We start from the raw sequence: 16,307 nt of genomic DNA on the forward strand, positions 1-16,307 counted from the left end.
AAATAAGCAATACCTAAGCAAACTTATATTAAAATCTTTCTCTTTGATTGCGGAGTATGGCGCAGCCTGATTAGCGCGCACCCTTGGGGTGGGTGAGGTCGTGGGTTTGAATCCCGCTACTCCGACCATGACTTTAAAAAAGCTTCAATGATTATCATTTCATTATATAATCACACCAAACAAACTGATTTTTAAACATGATGATTTAAAGGATTTTTATTGAATCGTTTCTTTAACCGAGAGCTTTCATGGTTAGCTTTTAACACAAGGGTTTTAAACGAAGCCAAAGATGAGAGCTTGCCTTTATTAGAACGCTTGAAATTTTTAGCCATTTATGATACGAATTTAGACGAATTTTACATGATAAGAGTGGCAGGGCTTAAACAACTCTATGAGCATAAAATCGCCTCTAAAGGCATTGATGGTGCAAGCCCTGAAGAACAATTAGAAAAAATCAAGCATTATTTAGCGCATGAAATTGAAGAAAGGGAGTTGGAATTTCAAAAAATCCAAGCCCTACTCTTTAAAAAAGGGCTTTGTATCACCCCTTATAACAAGCTGAATTTAGAGCAAAAAGCCAAAGCTAAAACTTATTTTAAAGAGCAACTTTATGCGTTAGTCTTGCCTTTTAAGTTGGATTCTTCGCACACTTTCCCGCCTTTAGCGAATTTGACTTTCGCGCTTTTTGCCCGCATTAAAGACAAAGAAACCCAAACCATCTCCCATGCGCTCATCAAACTCCCCTCTTTTATCTTCCGTTTTGTAGAGCTAGAAAAAGGCTTGTTTGTGTTGGCTGAAGAAATCGTAGAAGCGCATTTAGAAGAATTGTTTTTAGAGCATGAGATTTTAGATTGCATGGCGTTTAGGGTAACTTGCGATGCGGATATTGCCATCACTGAAGATGAAGCGCATGATTATGCGGATTTGATGAGTAAGAGTTTAAGGAAACGAAATCAAGGCGAAATCGTGCGCTTGCAAACCCAAAAAGGGAGTCAAGAGCTTTTAAAAACCCTTTTAGCGTCTTTAAGGAGTTTTCAAACCCACTCTTACAAAAAACACAAACTCACCGGCATGCATATCTATAAAAGCGCGATCATGCTCAATTTAGGGGATTTGTGGGAATTGGTCAATCATAGCGATTTTAAAGCGCTCAAATCGCCCAATTTCACGCCCAAAATCCACCCTTATTTCAATGAAAACGATCTTTTCAAATCCATAGAAAAACAGGATCTGTTGCTGTTTCATCCGTATGAAAGTTTTGAGCCTGTGATCGATTTAATAGAGCAAGCCGCTAGCGATCCGACCACCCTTTCTATCAAAATGACGCTTTATCGTGTGGGCAAGCATTCCCCCATTGTCAAAGCCTTAATTGAAGCGGCGAGCAAGATTCAAGTGAGCGTTTTAGTGGAATTAAAAGCGCGCTTTGATGAAGAGAGCAATCTGCACTGGGCAAAAGCTTTAGAAAGGGCGGGCGCGTTAGTCGTTTATGGCGTTTTCAAACTCAAAGTGCATGCTAAAATGCTGGTGATCACCAAAAAAACAGACAACCAATTACGCCATTTCACCCATTTAAGCACGGGCAATTACAACCCTTTGAGCGCTAAAATCTATACCGATGTGAGTTTTTTTAGCGCTAAAAATGAAATCGCTAACGACATTATCAAGCTTTTCCATTCCTTGCTGACTAGCAGCGCGACTAATAGTGCATTAGAAACGCTTTTTATGGCGCCCAAACAGATCAAGCCTAAAATCATTGCACTCATTCAAAATGAAATGAACCACAAACAAGAAGGCTATATCATTTTAAAAGCCAACGCCCTAGTGGATAGCGAAATCATTGAATGGCTCTATCAAGCCTCTCAAAAAGGGGTTAAAATTGATCTCATTATTAGAGGGATTTGCTGTTTAAAGCCCCAAGTCAAGGGATTGAGCGAAAATATCAGGGTGTATTCTATTGTGGGGAAATATTTAGAACATGCACGCATTTATTATTTTAAACATGAGAATATCTATTTTTCTAGCGCGGATTTAATGCCTAGAAATTTAGAAAGGCGCGTGGAATTGCTCATCCCGGCCACAAACCCAAAGATCGCTAATAAATTGTTGCATGTTTTAGAAATCCAACTCAAAGACACCTTAAAACGCTATGAGTTAAATTCTAAAGGCCGTTACACTAAAGTTTCAAACCCTAACGATCCTTTAAATTCGCAGGATTATTTTGAAAAACAAGCCCTTAAAACCTTTTAAGGGTTATCGTTCAAATCATAAAAGATAAGGATTTAAATGCTTTATTCGTTATTAAAAAAATATCTTTTTAGCCTGGACGCTGAAGACGCGCATGAAAAAGTTTGTAAAGTTTTAAGAATGCTTTCTAAATCGAGCTTTTTGTGTAGTTTAATCCATTCTCAATGGGGTTATCAAAACCCAAAGCTTGAAAATGAAATTTTAGGCTTAAATTTCCCTAACCCTTTAGGTTTAGCCGCCGGTTTTGATAAAAACGCTTCCATGCTCAGAGCCTTAATCGCTTTTGGGTTTGGCTATTTAGAAGCAGGCACATTGACTAATATTGCTCAAAGTGGGAATGAAAGACCAAGGCTTTTCAGGCACATTGAAGAAGAGTCCTTACAAAATGCGATGGGGTTTAATAATTACGGGGCGATTTTGGGAGCGAGATCGTTTAAGCGCTTCGCCCCTTATAAAACCCCTATTGGTATCAATTTAGGCAAAAACAAACACATAGAGCAAGCGCATGCCCTAGAAGATTACAAGGCGGTTTTAAATCAATGTTTAAACATTGGCGATTATTACACTTTCAACCTTTCTTCGCCCAACACCCCTAATTTAAGGGATTTACAAAACAAGGCGTTTGTGCATGAGCTTTTTTGCATGGCTAAAGAAATGACCCATAAGCCTTTATTTTTAAAAATCGCCCCGGATTTAGAAACAGATGACATGCTAGAAATTGTCAATAGCGCTATTGGAGCAGGAGCGCATGGGATTATTGCGACTAATACGACCATTGATAAAAGCCTGGTGTTCGCTCCTAAAGAAATGGGGGGCTTGAGCGGGAAATGCTTGACTAAAAAAAGCCGTGAAATCTTTAAAGAATTGGCTAAAGCTTTTTTTAATAAAAGCGTTCTTGTTTCTGTGGGGGGGATTAGCGATGCCAAAGAAGCTTATGAAAGGATTAAAATGGGAGCGAGTCTGTTACAAATTTATAGTGCTTTTATTTACAACGGGCCAAATTTATGCCAAAATATTCTTAAAGATTTGGTAAAATTACTCCAAAAAGATGGATTTTTGAGCGTTAAAGAGGCTATAGGAGCGGATTTAAGATGAGATATTTTTCTGTTAAAAGACTTTTAGGGCTTAGTTCTGTCTTGTTAGTCACTTTAGGAGCAAGCATGCACGCACAATCTTACTTACCCAAACATGAGAGCGTTACCTTAAAAAACGGGTTGCAAGTCGTAAGCGTCCCCCTAGAAAATAAAACCGGGGTTATAGAAGTGGATGTGCTTTATAAAGTCGGCTCTAGAAACGAAGTCATGGGCAAGAGCGGGATCGCTCACATGTTAGAGCATTTGAATTTTAAAAGCACCAAAAACCTTAAAGCCGGCGAATTTGATAAGATCGTTAAGCGTTTTGGGGGCGTGAGTAACGCTTCCACGAGCTTTGATATCACGCGCTACTTCATTAGAACCAGTCAGGCTAACTTGGATAAGTCTTTAGAATTGTTCGCTGAAACCATGGGTTCTTTGAATTTAAAAGAAGATGAGTTTTTGCCTGAGCGTCAAGTGGTCGCTGAAGAAAGGCGATGGCGCACTGATAATTCCCCTATCGGCATGCTTTATTTCCGTTTTTTTAACACCGCTTATGTCTATCACCCCTACCATTGGACGCCCATTGGTTTTATGGACGATATTCAAAACTGGACTTTAAAAGACATTAAAAAATTCCATTCGCTCTATTATCAGCCTAAAAACGCTATCGTTTTAGTGGTAGGCGATGTCAATTCCCAAAAGGTTTTTGAATTGAGTAAAAAGCATTTTGAATCCTTAAAAAACCTTGATGAAAAAGCTATCCCCACCCCTTACATGAAAGAGCCTAAACAAGATGGGGCGAGAACGGCGGTGGTGCATAAAGATGGGGTTCATTTAGAATGGGTCGCTCTAGGGTATAAAGTGCCTGCTTTCAAACATAAAGATCAAGTCGCTTTAGACGCTTTGAGTAGGCTTTTAGGTGAAGGTAAAAGCTCGTGGTTGCAAAGCGAATTAGTGGATAAAAAACGCCTGGCTTCTCAAGCTTTCTCGCACAACATGCAATTGCAAGATGAAAGCGTGTTTTTATTCATTGCGGAGGGTAACCCTAATGTCAAAGCCGAAGCCTTACAAAAAGAAATCGTAGCGCTTTTAGAAAAGCTTAAAAAAGGCGAAATCACTCAAGCGGAGTTGGACAAGCTCAAAATCAATCAAAAAGCTGATTTTATTTCTAACTTAGAAAGTTCTAGCGATGTTGTGGGGCTTTTTGCGGACTATTTAGTGCAAAACGATATTCAAGGCTTGACCGATTATCAGCAACAATTTTTGGATTTAAAAGTGAGCGATTTGGTGCGTGTGGCCAATGAATATTTTAAAGACACCCAATCAACCACCGTGTTTTTGAAACCTTAAAAGAGCCTTATCACATGCAATTTCATTCATCTAGCGCGTTAATTACGCCTTTTAAAAAAGATTTGAGCGTTGATGAGGCCGCTTATGAAGCCTTGATCAAGCGCCAAATTTTTCAGGGCATGGACGCATGCGTGCCTGTTGGCACGACAGGAGAATCCGCCACGCTCACCCACAAAGAGCACATGCGTTGCATTGAAATCGCCATAGAGACTTGCAAAAACACTAAAACGCCCTCCAATTCGCGCATGAAAGTGTTAGCCGGCGTGGGCAGTAACGCCACGAGCGAATCGCTTTCTTTAGCAAAGTTCGCTCAAAAAATCGGTGCAGATGCGATTTTATGCGTAAGCCCTTATTATAACCGCCCCACCCAACAAGGCTTGTTTGAACATTATAAAACTATCGCTCAATCGGTAGAAATCCCTGTCATGCTTTATGATGTGCCAAGCCGCACAGGCGTGTCTATTGAAGTTCCAACCGCTCTCAAACTCTTTAGAGAAATCCCTAACATTAAAGCCATTAAAGAAGCGTCTGGCTCTTTGAAAAGGGTAACAGAATTGCATTATTATGAAAAAGATTTTAAAATTTTTAGTGGGGAAGATTCACTCAACCACTCTATCATGTTTTCAGGGGGGTGTGGGGTGGTTTCAGTGACCGGTAATTTAATGCCTAATCTGATTTCACAGATGGTCAATTGCGCGCTCAAACAAAAATACCAACAAGCCCTAGAAATCCAAAATAAGCTTTTTTGTTTGCACCAAGCCCTTTTTGTAGAAACAAATCCCATCCCTATTAAAATGGCTATGCATTTAGCCGGATTGATTGAAAACCCAAGTTACAGACTGCCTTTAGTGGCCCCAAGCAAAGAAACGATTCAACTTTTAGAAAAAACTTTACAACAATATGAGGTAATTGCATGAATGGTTCCAATCACATGAAAAATAAAACCCTAGTGATCAGCGGCGCGACTAGAGGGATTGGCAAAGCGATATTGTATCGCTTCGCTCAAAGCGGCGTGAATATCGCTTTCACTTACAATAAAAATGTTGAAGAAGCCAACAAAATCATAGAAGATGTGGAGCAAAAGTATTCCATCAAAGCCAAAGCCTACCCTCTTAATGTTTTAGAGCCTGAGCAATACACAGAGCTTTTCAAGCAAATTGACGCGGATTTTGACAGAGTGGATTTTTTTATTTCTAACGCTATTATTTATGGGCGCTCTGTCGTGGGGGGATTCGCGCCGTTTATGCGATTAAAACCTAAGGGGTTAAACAACATTTACACAGCCACCGTGTTAGCGTTTGTAATGGGGGCTCAAGAAGCGGCAAAACGCATGCAAAAAATAGGTGGCGGGGCGATCGTGAGCTTAAGCTCTACCGGGAATTTGGTCTATATGCCTAATTACGCCGGGCATGGCAATTCTAAAAACGCCGTAGAAACCATGGTCAAATACGCTGCTGTGGATTTAGGCGAATTTAATATTAGAGTGAATGCGGTTAGTGGCGGGCCTATTGATACGGACGCTTTGAAAGCCTTCCCTGATTATATGGAGATTAAAGAAAAAGTAGAAGAGCAATCGCCCCTAAAACGCATGGGCAATCCTAACGATCTAGCCGGAGCGGCTTATTTTTTATGCGATGAGACCCAAAGCGGTTGGCTTACAGGGCAAACGATCGTTGTAGATGGCGGGACTACTTTTAAATAAAGATTTTTTTTGAAAAACATTATCCACATCCACCAAAACAAAGAGTTGCAATTCATTAAAAAATGCTTGTTGGGCTATTTCTTCGCCCCTTTGTGTGGGGCTATTCTTTTAGTGCTTTTTCTTATGTCAAGCGGGGCAAAATCGTTTCAAATTTCTAACCTCTTCAATAATCAATTGGCTTATATCGTGTTGTTATTGTCTCTTTTTTTGTGCGCGATTGGGTTTATTGCCGGAGCGATTGGTTTTTACAGGCTTTCTAAAATCACGCGCCATCTGAGTTTTTTTGAAAATTTCGCTTTCAGTTTTTTGGCGGTGATTTTATGCGCTCTTTTAAGCTATCTTGTCCCTAACGCCAGTAACGCTCTTTCGCTAATCGGTAATGGCGTTTCTATTTTTTATTTGCACAAACTCTATAGAGAATTGAGCCTTTACACGCAAGAAAGGTTTTTTTTAAGCGGGTTTAGGTTACTGCTTTTTAGTTTCATGCTGGCTCTTTTAGGGATTTTAGCGCAAGCGTTAGTCATCGTTTTTTTAACGATCGCTGTGGTTTTAATGTGTGTGGCGCTTGGGTTTTTAGGGCGCGCGTTTTTGAATTTTTCACAAGTCTTTTTGAAAGCATGAAAGTTTTAAAACTCCTGCCTAATTTTTTGACGATTTTACGCATTGTCTTATCCTTATTTTTATTATTTTTATTGTTAAACACGCGCACTTATTTTAGTTTTTTAACCCCCTTTCACATTAACATGATCTCTTCATTGGTTTTTTTGTTTGCCGCACTCACGGATTTATTGGACGGCTACATCGCTAGAAGCTATAAAGCCAAATCGCGCTTTGGGGAAATCTTTGATCCTTTAGCGGATAAAATCCTTATTTTGAGCGCGTTTTTAGGGTTAGTCCATTTGGATCGGGTGAACGCGTGGATCCCGTTTGTGATTTTAGGGCGTGAATTTTTTATTTCAGGGCTTAGAGTCTTAGCCGCTAATGAAAAAAAGGATATTCCTGTCAATGCGTTAGGCAAGTATAAAACCGTTTCTCAAGTCGTAGCAATTGGCGCTTTATTAGCCAATTTAACTTACTCCTATGCGCTTGTGGCCATAGCGGTTTTTTTAACCCTTTATTCAGGGATAGATTACACGATTAAATATTATAAATCTTAATGTTTTAAAAGAAGTTTTTAGCGTTCTTTAAAAAATACCTTAAAACTCTTAAAAAGCTACCGCTTGATCAAGCTCTTTTACTATTTAATCTTTAAATTTTATTTTCAATATTCAATTAAAATAAATTTTATTTTCAATATTCAATTAAAAAAAATCATTTTATTTTATTTTTGTTATAATTCAAGCTATTTTTATTTTCAATCTAAGGAGGTGTCGCATGGACAATCAAAAGATAACGCATCAAAATACCACGCAAAAACAAGGCGAGCTTAAAAGAGACATGAAAATGCGCCATCTCTTAATGATTGCATTTGGAGGAGCGATTGGCACAGGGCTTTTTGTAGGCACTGGTGGCAATATTGCGAGCGCTGGCCCTTTAGGGACCTTGATCGCTTATGGTTTTGGAGGGCTTGTGGTTTATTGCATCATGCTCTCTTTAGGCGAATTGGCTAGCGTTTATCCCACTACGGGCAGTTTTGGGGATTATGCGGCTAAATTCATAGGCCCTGGCACAGGCTATATGGTTTTTTGGATGTATTGGCTTGGCTGGGTGATCACGGTGGCGTTAGAATACATCGCTATAGGCATGCTCATGCAACGCTGGTTTGTAAATATTCCCATCCATTATTGGGTTATTTTATGCATTGCGTTAGTTTTTTTATTGAACTTTTTTTCGGTTAAAATTTTTGCCGAGGGCGAGTTTTTCTTTAGCTTGATTAAAGTTTTAGCGGTGATAGCTTTTATAGGCATTGGCGTAATTGGGATCATTTATCAAATCTATTCGCATGGGTTTAGTTCTATTTTTGATAATTTCCATTTTGGCGATAAGGGGTTTTTCCCTAATGGGAGCGCAGCGGTTTTTAGCGCGATGCTCGCTGTTATTTTTGCTTTCACTGGCACAGAGGTGATTGGGGTGGCTGTGGGAGAGACTAAAAACGCTAGCGAAGTGATGCCCAAAGCGATTAAAGCGACCTTGTGGCGGATTGTCTTTTTCTTTTTAGGCTCTGTGTTTGTCATTTCTGTTTTTTTGCCCATGAGCGATTCCTCTATCACGCAAAGCCCTTTTGTGAGCGTTTTAGAACGCATCCATTTGCCCTTTATTGGCATGGGTATCCCTTATGTGGCTGATATAATGAACGCTGTTATCATTACAGCGATGTTTTCTACCGCTAATTCAGGGCTTTATGGAGCGAGTCGCATGATTTATGGGCTGTCCAAACAAAAGATGTTTTTTAAGGTTTTTTCCAAACTCAACCGACAAGGCACGCCCACTTATGCGATGCTTTTTTCCCTTTCTTTTTCTCTCATAGGGCTTTTAGTCCAAATTTATGCCAAAGAAAATGTCGTGGAAGCTTTGATTAATGTGATCAGTTTCACGGTGATTATTGTGTGGGTTAGCGTGTCCATTTCGCAATATTCTTTCCGCAAGCAATACTTAAAGGCTGGGCATTCTTTAGAGGATTTGCCTTATAAAGCCCCCTTTCTACCCTTTTTGCAACTCATAGGGATCACTGGGTGTGCCATCGGCGTGATTGGTTCGGCTATGGATAAGAATCAACGCATTGGGATGATTTTAACGATTGTTTTTGCTGTTATTTGTTACATTGGATACTATTTTACACAAAAAGCTAATGAAAATAACAAAAAAGATTTGATATAATCTTTTCTTAATTTTGAAGTTTAGCAAATTTTAAGGAAGTAACCATGATGAAAAAAACCCTTTTTATCTCTTTGGCTTTAGCGTTAAGCTTGAATGCGGGCAATATCCAAATCCAAAGCATGCCCAAAGTGAAAGAGCGAATAAGCGTCCCCTCTAAAGAGAATACGATCTATTCTTACCACGATTCTATTAAGGATTCTATTAAGGCGGTGGTGAATATCTCCACTGAGAAGAAGATTAAAAACAATTTTATAGGTGGCGGTGTGTTTAATGACCCCTTTTTCCAACAATTTTTTGGGGATTTGGGCGGCATGATCCCTAAAGAAAGAATGGAAAGGGCTTTAGGCAGTGGCGTCATCATTTCTAAAGATGGCTATATTGTAACCAATAACCATGTGATTGATGGCGCGGATAAGATTAAAGTGACCATTCCAGGGAGCAATAAAGAATATTCCGCCACCTTAGTAGGCACGGATTCTGAAAGCGATTTAGCCGTGATTCGCATCACTAAAGACAATCTGCCCACGATCAAATTCTCTGATTCTAATGATATTTTAGTGGGCGATTTGGTTTTTGCGATCGGTAACCCTTTTGGCGTGGGTGAAAGCGTTACGCAAGGCATTGTTTCAGCGCTCAATAAAAGCGGGATTGGGATCAACAGCTATGAGAATTTCATTCAAACAGACGCTTCCATTAATCCTGGAAATTCCGGCGGCGCTTTGATTGACAGCCGTGGAGGGTTAGTGGGGATTAATACCGCTATTATCTCTAAAACCGGGGGCAACCATGGCATTGGCTTTGCCATCCCTTCTAACATGGTTAAAGATATTGTAACCCAACTCATCAAAACCGGTAAGATTGAGAGAGGTTACTTGGGTGTGGGCTTGCAAGATTTGAGTGGCGATTTGCAAAATTCTTATGACAATAAAGAAGGGGCGGTGGTCATTAGCGTAGAAAAAGACTCTCCAGCTAAAAAAGCAGGGATTTTGGTGTGGGATTTGATCACTGAAGTCAATGGCAAAAAAGTTAAAAACACGAACGAATTAAGAAATCTAATCGGCTCTATGCTACCCAACCAAAGAGTAACCTTAAAAGTCATTAGAGACAAAAAAGAACGCGCCTTCACTCTCACTCTTGCCGAAAGGAAAAACCCTAACAAAAAAGAAACCATTTCTGCTCAAAACGGCACGCAAGGCCAATTGAACGGGCTTCAAGTGGAAGATTTAACTCAAAAAACCAAAAGGTCTATGCGTTTGAGCGATGATGTTCAAGGGGTTTTAGTCTCTCAAGTGAATGAAAATTCCCCAGCAGAGCAAGCTGGCTTTAGGCAAGGTAACATTATCACAAAAATTGAAGAGATTGAAGTTAAAAGCGTTGCGGATTTTAACCATGCTTTAGAAAAGTATAAAGGCAAACCCAAACGATTCTTAGTTTTAGATTTAAATCAAGGTTATAGGATCATTTTGGTGAAATGATAGAGGTGGGTTGTTAGTCGCATGTCTTTGATTAGAGTGAATGGGGAAGCTTTTAAACTCTCTTTAGAAAGTTTGGAAGAAGACCCTTTTGAAAATAAAGAAACGCTAGAAACGCTTGTTAAGCAAACGAGCGTTGTTTTATTGGCTGCTGGGGAATCGAAACGATTTTCTCAAACCATCAAAAAACAATGGTTGCGCTCTAATCATACCCCCTTATGGCTCAGCGTTTATGAAAGCTTTAAAAAAGCCCTAGACTTTAAAGAAATCCTTTTAGTCGTAAGCGAATTGGATTATATTTATATCCAACGCCATTACCCTGAAATCAAGCTTATAAAAGGCGGGGCATCAAGGCAGGAATCCGTGCGTAACGCTTTAAAAGTAATTGATAGCGCTTACACGCTCACCAGCGATGTGGCTAGGGGTTTAGCCAATATGGAAACGCTTAAAAGCTTGTTTTTAGCCCTCCAACAAACAAGCCATTATTGCATCGCTCCTTACTTGCCTTGCTATGACACAGCGATCTATTATAACGAGGCTTTAGATCGAGAAGCGATCAAACTCATTCAAACCCCGCAATTAAGCCACACTAAAACGCTCCAATCAGCCCTAAATCAAGGGGATTTTAAAGATGAAAGCAGCGCGATTTTACAAGCTTTCCCTAATCGTGTGAGCTATATTGAAGGCAGTAAAAATTTGCACAAGCTCACCACGAGTGATGATTTGAAGCATTTCGCGCTCTTTTTCAACCCGGCAAAGGACACTTTTATAGGCATGGGCTTTGATACGCATGCGTTCATTAAAGATAAGCCTATGGTTTTAGGGGGGGTTGTTTTGGATTGCGAGTTTGGGTTAAAGGCCCATAGCGATGGCGATACTTTGTTGCATGCGGTTATTGATGCGATTTTAGGAGCGATTAAAGGAGGGGATATTGGCGAATGGTTCCCTGATAATGACCCCAAATACAAAAACGCCTCTTCTAAAGAGCTTTTAAAAATCGTGTTGGATTTTTCTCAAAGCATTGGGTTTGAATTGTTTGAAATGGGGGCGACCATCTTTAGCGAAATCCCTAAAATCACTCCTTACAAACCGGCGATTTTAGAGAATTTGAGCCAACTTTTTGGTTTAGAAAAATCTCAAATCAGCTTGAAAGCCACTACAATGGAAAAAATGGGGTTCATTGGCAAACAAGAAGGGCTGTTGGTCCAAGCGCATGTGAGCATGCGTTATAAACAAAAACTTTAAATGTGATAAAAGGAAGAATTGATGAAAATCTTAATCATTGAAGACGATTTAGCGCTAGCTAGGAGTATTTCGCATAATTTGCATGATTTAGGGCATTTTTGCGAGATCATCTCTAGCATTTCAGAAGAAAATAAAGAGCCTTATGATGTGATTTTGGTTTCTTCTAAAGTTTGCACTCAAGGGCGTTGCGAACACTTTGTGCGTTATAATTCCAAGCAAATCATTATCATGATGGCTTCGCATGTCAATGAAGATGGTGTGAATAAGCCCATTCAAGCAGGAGCGAGAGATTATATTCTAAAACCTTTTAAAATGGATGAGTTGTTGCGTAAAATCCAATACCATAAAGCCTACCAAGAAATGACCGCTCGCTTGGGATTTTATGAAAATTACTTAGACTTTATCCATGCGGAATTGCCCTTGCCTAAAGATTTTTCTTACAGGCCGCCCTTTATTATTCACACGCCCTCTCAAGAGCTTGCGAACGCTTATTTATTGCAATACGCTAAAGAAAGGCAAATGGATTTTTCTTTTTTCTCTTTAAAGGATACCACTTGGAAAGAACTATACAAGAATAAAGACAAACTAGAACGCCCTTTTTATATCATGCATTTAGAAGAGCTTAAAAAAGATGAGCAATTGAAATTGTTAGAATTGGCCCGTTCATGCCCTATTGTTTTGTCCTATACCCATAAAGAACCCCTAGAATTTCCTAAAATTGTGAGCATTGAATGCGGCAATAGACCCCTATCTTTGTTTAGCGATAACACGACTTTCCTTTCCATTCAAGAATACGAAAAAGAAGCGATTAGGCATTTTTCTTCTACTTGCACCGATACGGAATTGGCCAACAAGCTTGGCATTAGCCGCAAAAGCCTTTGGGAAAAACGCCGGAAGTATAACTTACCGCGCAAATAACAGAAAATCCTTAAGCCCTGTTTTTTGTGGGGCGTTTGATCATAAAATGCAAGAATGCCAAAAGCATTTTTGCAATCAAAAGAGCTAAAACAAGCGGTGATCTCTTAAAATTTAGCGTATTTAATGAGAATAGAGTTAATTATTATTAAAATAACTTATTATTTGCTATATATTTACTATAATAGTTTAACTTTTAAAAAAGAGAAATTCAACTTAAGGATTAACCATTAGACAAGCGTTTAACAAGGCAAGGTTCGTGCATTCAAAAACCCTTTTACTAGACATTGATTGCGTGATCCCTAATATTGTTAGGCGTTTGCTCTCTAATAAAACGCTCCCTAAAAGATTCGCTGCTTGTAGCTTGCAAGAAGTGGGCATCATCTTTCTTACCACTCAAATTTTATCCATCATGCGCAAAACCCGTTGCTCTAAAACGCTTTTTTTTATCACTAGGGGCAGAGAGAGTTTCCGCTACCAGCTGTGCGATCATTACAAACAAAAACGCCACCAGTTTGATGAAGATTTTAAAGCCCTTCTAAGAACCCTAAAAATCGCTTTAGTGGAAAAATACCCCCTAAAAAAAGGGGCTAAGATCCAGGGCGAACATTGTTTTGAGTATGAAGCCGATGATATTATCTCTTTTTACAAAAAGAAAGACCCCAACAATTATGTGATAGCCAGCATGGATAAGGATATTTTGTATTCCAATAGAGGCTCTCATTTCAATCTCAAAACCAACGCTTTTTTTAATGTGAGTCAAAGAGAGACTCATTTTTTTGCTTATTATCAGTGCGTTGTGGGGGATAAGGGGGATAATATTAAAGGGGTTAAAGGGATTGGCGGCTTCAACTATAAAGATTTTTTAAACGAAGACGCTAAAGAACATGAGCTGTGGGAGCAGATCATTCAAGCGTTCAAAATTAAAGAAGATTTGAGCGATAGCGAAGCTAAAGAAAAGGCTCTTTTAAACATGCGTTTAGTCAATATGCACCAGATGACCCACCATGGCGTGATCAAACTATGGGAGCCTGAGTTCAAAAAAACTTTTTTCCCTAAAAAAACACAAAAATCTGATTTCAAAAGAATTTCTTAAAACATTTTTAAAACAAAAACTTCTTTTAATGTTGATTTTTTAAAAAAGAAATTATTGCTTACTTTTGGCAAACTCTTCACTATTGATTGTAAAATGGTATTTTTTAAAACAAAAACTTTCCGAAAAAGACAAAAGAACTATTTCCAAGGCTTTTTCTCGTGGCTTTAGAATTATAAGCATACACATACCCCCCACCCATATCAAAAGACAAACTCCTATAAGTCCAAACCCTAAAGCTGCTCATTAAAGAATATTCTTGGTAATCCCCAAAAGCCACCATCGCGTCTAAACGCACCCTTTTAGTCTTAAGCCCTAAAAAAACATAGCCTGAAATGCTGGAGTTTGCAAAATAAATCGCTGGCACGCCGGGCGCGTTAATCCCACGGCCATAGAATTTAGTCCTGTCGTTAAAAGTCCATAGATAGCCCTTGTTGTTCCTTGCCGGAACGATATAAAAACCCGTTCCAAAATTAAAAATTTTGTATTTAAAAGTTTGATCGATCAAAAACAAGCCGGCATTTTTAGCGTTGGTAGCACTATCAGTGTTGCCGTATTGATACATGCCATGCACTAGAGTGCGCGAAGTGAAACCCTTAGCTAAAGAAGCGTCATACTCCAACTTACCCCCCACTTGCACTAAAACGTTTTGAGTGGGCAAAGGCAAGCGGGTGTCCGTTAAAATAAAAGGAACCACTTTAAGATTTTCATGCCTGTATTCTGCGCCCAAAACAAACACTTCCCCCCCCACATACAAGCGTTTAGACACAGGATCATAAGACGCTAGAGCGTTTAGGGAAGTAGCGATCCGATTCCCTTGCTCTTTGTTGATTTGATGCCCATTATAGAGCATGCTATCCATAAAAATCCCAAAATAACGCATGGAATTTTGCTTAAAAGCCACAGAAACCCCTTGAATATTGCCCCCTATCCAATCAAAATCCACAAAATCGGTATTGAAACGCCCTAAAGCGATTTTAAAACGCTGGTTAGTGTATTGAAGATACGCATCAGAAACATCGCCAGCGCTCAAATAAGGTTTAACATTGTTAGGGTTACCAAAAAAATTCCCTAGACTGATGTAAAGGTTAGCCAAACGCTGTTTGTTATAAACATTCCAAGCCCCAATCGCTCCAATACCAAAGGACCACCCATTGCTATAAGAAAAATCCACCCCAAGACGCGCTAAAGCCCCCACATAGCTGTGAGAGTTTTTTTGCGCCCCTTGATTATACAATAGCCCCAGATAGCCAAAAGGTTTGACTGCGATTTCTAAAGCTTTCAAAGACAGACCATTTAAAAAAAGGATCCCTAACGCTAAATAATAATATCTTTTCTTATTTTTCTTGTATTGCATTAAAAACTCATCGTGGATTTAAACTCAATATTTTAGTTAAAATTCCTTTTAATTGCGCTGAAACGGGTTTAAAATCTCAATGACCACTAAACATTATCAATAAACTTGATTGACTAACACTAAAGATTTATGATAGTATTCTAATAAAACTATTTTAAAGGTGATTCATGAGCAAGAGTTTATACCAAACTTTAAACGTGAGCGAAAACGCCAGCCAAGATGAAATCAAAAAATCCTACCGCCGTTTAGCCAGACAATACCACCCCGATTTGAACAAGACCAAAGAAGCCGAAGAAAAATTCAAAGAAATCAACGCCGCTTATGAAATTTTAAGCGACGAAGAAAAACGCCGCCAATACGATCAGTTTGGCGATAACATGTTTGGCGGGCAAAATTTCAGCGATTTTGCAAAAAGCCGTAGCGCTAGTGAAGATTTAGACGATATTTTAAGCTCTATTTTTGGGAAAGGAGGCTTTTCGCAAAGATTTTCTCAAAACTCACAAGGCTTTTCTGGCTTTAATTTTTCCAATTTCGCCCCTGAAAATTTAGACATGACCGCCGCTTTAAATGTCTCTGTTTTAGACACCCTTTTAGGCAATAAAAAACAAGTGAGCATCAATAACGAGACTTTTAGCCTTAAAATCCCTATCGGCGTGGAAGAGGGCGAAAAAATCAGGGTTCGCAACAAGGGGAAAACAGGGCGAACGACTAGGGGCGATTTGCTCTTGCAGATCCATATTGAAGAAGATGAAATTTATAGGCGCGAGAAAGACGATATTATCCAAATCTTTGATTTACCCTTAAAAACGGCTCTTTTTGGAGGGAAGGTTGAAATCGCCACTTGGCATAAAACCTTAACCCTAACCATTCCCCCCAACACCAAAGCGATGCAAAAATTCCGCATCAAAGACAAAGGGATTAAAAACAGAAAAACTTCGCATGTGGGGGATTTGTATTTGCAAGCTCGTTTGATCTTGCCTAAAGTTGAAACGCTTTCTAATGAGTTGAAAGCGTTATTAGAAAAAGAATTGTAAGG

14 protein-coding genes and 1 tRNA gene are annotated in these 16,307 nt (G+C 39.3%); 14 read left to right on the plus strand and 1 reads right to left on the minus strand.

Going from position 1 to position 16,307, the window contains the following annotated elements:
- Positions 1 to 50 precede the first annotated feature (50 nt).
- The 13 genes from QU01_RS00080 (at position 51) to QU01_RS00140 (ending at position 13,917) form a co-directional block, all read left to right on the plus strand.
- Positions 51 to 128: transfer RNA gene (locus QU01_RS00080), tRNA-Pro, on the plus strand.
- Between the two features lie 91 nt (positions 129 to 219).
- Entirely contained in the window at positions 220 to 2,247 is a 2,028-nt protein-coding gene (locus QU01_RS00085) for an RNA degradosome polyphosphate kinase (protein WP_033761250.1), read from the plus strand.
- 36 nt (positions 2,248 to 2,283) lie between these two features.
- The gene (locus tag QU01_RS00090) at positions 2,284 to 3,339 is read left to right on the plus strand and encodes a quinone-dependent dihydroorotate dehydrogenase (RefSeq protein WP_033761251.1); all 1,056 of its coding nucleotides are present in this window, start codon (positions 2,284 to 2,286) and stop codon (positions 3,337 to 3,339) included.
- Positions 3,336 to 4,670: a zinc protease PqqE gene (gene pqqE / locus QU01_RS00095; protein WP_033761253.1), complete on the plus strand. Its 1,335-nt coding sequence runs from the start codon at positions 3,336 to 3,338 to the stop codon at positions 4,668 to 4,670. Before QU01_RS00090 ends, pqqE begins: the two co-directional genes overlap by 4 nt.
- A gap of 14 nt (positions 4,671 to 4,684) precedes the next feature.
- Positions 4,685 to 5,587 (plus strand): 4-hydroxy-tetrahydrodipicolinate synthase, encoded by a 903-nt coding sequence (gene dapA / locus QU01_RS00100; RefSeq protein ID WP_033761255.1) that lies wholly within the window; start codon positions 4,685 to 4,687, stop codon positions 5,585 to 5,587.
- Positions 5,584 to 6,372 carry an enoyl-ACP reductase gene (locus QU01_RS00105; protein ID WP_015644031.1) on the plus strand — a complete coding sequence of 263 codons (789 nt, stop codon included), beginning with the start codon at positions 5,584 to 5,586 and terminating at the stop codon, positions 6,370 to 6,372. Before dapA ends, QU01_RS00105 begins: the two co-directional genes overlap by 4 nt.
- Before the next feature lie 9 nt (positions 6,373 to 6,381).
- Positions 6,382 to 6,993, plus strand: a complete 612-nt coding sequence (locus QU01_RS00110) for a hypothetical protein (protein ID WP_033761261.1) — start codon at positions 6,382 to 6,384, stop codon at positions 6,991 to 6,993.
- Complete coding sequence (gene pgsA / locus QU01_RS00115) at positions 6,990 to 7,529, plus strand: CDP-diacylglycerol--glycerol-3-phosphate 3-phosphatidyltransferase (RefSeq protein WP_017180680.1); 540 nt, start codon at positions 6,990 to 6,992, stop codon at positions 7,527 to 7,529. The genes QU01_RS00110 and pgsA overlap by 4 nt, the downstream gene beginning before the upstream one ends.
- Positions 7,530 to 7,746: 217 nt before the next feature.
- The gene (locus QU01_RS00120; protein ID WP_033761265.1) at positions 7,747 to 9,189 is read left to right on the plus strand and encodes an amino acid permease; all 1,443 of its coding nucleotides are present in this window, start codon (positions 7,747 to 7,749) and stop codon (positions 9,187 to 9,189) included.
- A gap of 44 nt (positions 9,190 to 9,233) precedes the next feature.
- Positions 9,234 to 10,664 carry a Do family serine endopeptidase gene (locus QU01_RS00125; protein WP_033761268.1) on the plus strand — a complete coding sequence of 477 codons (1,431 nt, stop codon included), beginning with the start codon at positions 9,234 to 9,236 and terminating at the stop codon, positions 10,662 to 10,664.
- Positions 10,665 to 10,685: 21 nt separating this feature from the next.
- A complete protein-coding gene (locus QU01_RS00130) occupies positions 10,686 to 11,906 on the plus strand; it encodes a bifunctional 2-C-methyl-D-erythritol 4-phosphate cytidylyltransferase/2-C-methyl-D-erythritol 2,4-cyclodiphosphate synthase (RefSeq protein ID WP_033761270.1) in 1,221 nt (406 codons plus the stop codon).
- A 21-nt stretch (positions 11,907 to 11,927) separates the two neighbouring features.
- The gene (locus QU01_RS00135) at positions 11,928 to 12,824 is read left to right on the plus strand and encodes an OriC activity response regulator (RefSeq protein ID WP_000697567.1); all 897 of its coding nucleotides are present in this window, start codon (positions 11,928 to 11,930) and stop codon (positions 12,822 to 12,824) included.
- 256 nt (positions 12,825 to 13,080) lie between these two features.
- The gene (locus QU01_RS00140) at positions 13,081 to 13,917 is read left to right on the plus strand and encodes a 5'-3' exonuclease (RefSeq protein WP_080248289.1); all 837 of its coding nucleotides are present in this window, start codon (positions 13,081 to 13,083) and stop codon (positions 13,915 to 13,917) included.
- A gap of 103 nt (positions 13,918 to 14,020) precedes the next feature.
- Here the strand turns inward: QU01_RS00140 and QU01_RS00145 are convergent, their stop codons facing one another.
- A complete protein-coding gene (locus QU01_RS00145) occupies positions 14,021 to 15,271 on the minus strand; it encodes a hypothetical protein (protein WP_033761271.1) in 1,251 nt (416 codons plus the stop codon).
- A gap of 167 nt (positions 15,272 to 15,438) precedes the next feature.
- Here QU01_RS00145 and QU01_RS00150 point away from each other — a divergent pair, with 167 nt between their 5' ends.
- The gene (locus QU01_RS00150) at positions 15,439 to 16,305 is read left to right on the plus strand and encodes a DnaJ family protein (RefSeq protein WP_033761274.1); all 867 of its coding nucleotides are present in this window, start codon (positions 15,439 to 15,441) and stop codon (positions 16,303 to 16,305) included.
- The last annotated feature ends 2 nt before the right edge of the window (positions 16,306 to 16,307 follow it).

Source organism: Helicobacter pylori SA221C (assembly GCF_000476855.1).
Lineage (GTDB): Bacteria > Campylobacterota > Campylobacteria > Campylobacterales > Helicobacteraceae > Helicobacter > Helicobacter pylori_DK.

Excerpts from the sequence above, each read along its gene's own strand:
- QU01_RS00090 (WP_033761251.1), top strand. The coding sequence starts at position 2,284 with ATGCTTTATTCGTTATTAAAAAAATATCTTTTTAGCCTGGACGCTGAA.
- pqqE (WP_033761253.1), top strand. The coding sequence starts at position 3,336 with ATGAGATATTTTTCTGTTAAAAGACTTTTAGGGCTTAGTTCTGTCTTG.
- dapA (WP_033761255.1), top strand. The coding sequence starts at position 4,685 with ATGCAATTTCATTCATCTAGCGCGTTAATTACGCCTTTTAAAAAAGAT.
- QU01_RS00105 (WP_015644031.1), top strand. The coding sequence starts at position 5,584 with ATGAATGGTTCCAATCACATGAAAAATAAAACCCTAGTGATCAGCGGC.
- pgsA (WP_017180680.1), top strand. The coding sequence starts at position 6,990 with ATGAAAGTTTTAAAACTCCTGCCTAATTTTTTGACGATTTTACGCATT.
- QU01_RS00120 (WP_033761265.1), top strand. The coding sequence starts at position 7,747 with ATGGACAATCAAAAGATAACGCATCAAAATACCACGCAAAAACAAGGC.
- QU01_RS00125 (WP_033761268.1), top strand. The coding sequence starts at position 9,234 with ATGATGAAAAAAACCCTTTTTATCTCTTTGGCTTTAGCGTTAAGCTTG.
- QU01_RS00130 (WP_033761270.1), top strand. The coding sequence starts at position 10,686 with ATGTCTTTGATTAGAGTGAATGGGGAAGCTTTTAAACTCTCTTTAGAA.
- QU01_RS00135 (WP_000697567.1), top strand. The coding sequence starts at position 11,928 with ATGAAAATCTTAATCATTGAAGACGATTTAGCGCTAGCTAGGAGTATT.
- QU01_RS00145 (WP_033761271.1), bottom strand. The coding sequence starts at position 15,271 with ATGCAATACAAGAAAAATAAGAAAAGATATTATTATTTAGCGTTAGGG.
- QU01_RS00150 (WP_033761274.1), top strand. The coding sequence starts at position 15,439 with ATGAGCAAGAGTTTATACCAAACTTTAAACGTGAGCGAAAACGCCAGC.